This is a genomic window from Ruegeria haliotis (assembly GCF_013377785.1).
Classification (GTDB): Bacteria; Pseudomonadota; Alphaproteobacteria; order Rhodobacterales; family Rhodobacteraceae; genus Ruegeria; species Ruegeria haliotis.
The window spans coordinates 1-1,325 of record NZ_JABXWT010000057.1 but is presented as its reverse complement, the minus strand read 5'-3'; the positions used below and the strand labels follow the sequence as shown (position 1 = coordinate 1,325).

The following is a 1,325-nucleotide window of genomic DNA, read 5'->3' as shown; positions in this document are numbered from 1 at the left end:
GTTGATCTGAGCAGCATCCGTTCGCATTTGGCAGATTACTATAGCCACACGGGCCGTCCATCGATCGATCCCGAGTTGCTGATCTGATACCCGGCAGTGCATGTTTACATGCATGAGAGGGCGCATGCTCTTGGCAGGCTATTGCTTTGGTATCCGATCCGAACGTCGGCTGTGCGAAGAGGTGCATCTGAACCTGGCCTATCGTTGGTTCTGCCGCTTGGATCTGAATGACCGGATCCCTGACCATTCTACCTTTTCCAAGAACCGCCACGGGCGATTCCGGGAGAGCGAGTTGCTGCGCCATCTGTTCGAGACGACCGTTGCGCGGTGTATCGCAGAGGGCCTGGTGAGTGGTCAGCGCATGGCGGTCGATGCCAGCTTGATCGAAGCAGATGCCAACTGACAGTATTCCGCGCCCAAAGAGGAATGGAATGCGGAACGGATCGATGTGGTTGCTGCACCACGGGCTGTTCGTGAGTATCTCGACACGCTGGATGAAGCGGCTTTTGGTGCAGCCAGCGAGGTGCAACCGAAGTTCACGTCCTTCTCTGATCCCGCCAGCCAATGGACCGCGGCACGCAAAGGCCCAGCATTCTTGAGCTATTCGGACAACTACCTGATCGACACGGATCATGGCGTCATCGTCCCCTCTCATCGTTTGCAGGGCAAACGACTGCCGGGCAAGGGATGTAGAAGCCACACGCTCAATCCGGCAGGCTGAAGTCGGATCGACAAAGACGATGCTGAACCGGACCAGAGACAAGTTCGATCTGCACCCGGAATGGCTCATCGCGGACACCGCGTACGGTTCGGGCCCGATGCTCGGTTGGCTGGTGGATCGCAACATCGCACCACATATCCCCGTGATCGACAAGGCTGGTCGTACCGATGGTACATGGTCGCGTGCCGACTTCGAATGGGACACCGAGAACAATCAATACATCTGTCCAGAGGGTGAGGCGCTGAAGCAGTTCCCCAGGAACTACTCTGATCCCGACCGAGGCCCCACTGGAAAAGGTGTCGCCAAGTATCAGGCGCTCAAACACACCTGTCAGGCATGCCCATCAAAGATGAAGTGCTGCCCGAATGCTGATGCTCGCAAAATCACCCGCGAAGAGCATGAAGACGCCAGAGATGTCGCCCGGGCCATCCGAAAAACAGAACAGTACAAAGTCTCGTCCAAGCTCCGAAAGAAGGTCGAGATGCTCTTCGCGCACCTCAAGCGCATCTTGGGGCTGGGACGGCTTAGATTACGCGGTCCATGCGGCGCAAATGACGAATTCCTCCTTGCTGCCACCGCCCAAAACCTCCGCAAATTGGCCAAG

General features: G+C 57.1%; 1 pseudogene. It reads left to right on the top strand.

Annotated features, from left to right (window positions below):
• Window positions 1-1,325, top strand: a pseudogene (locus tag HW561_RS23255) (IS1182 family transposase); the annotation flags it as partial.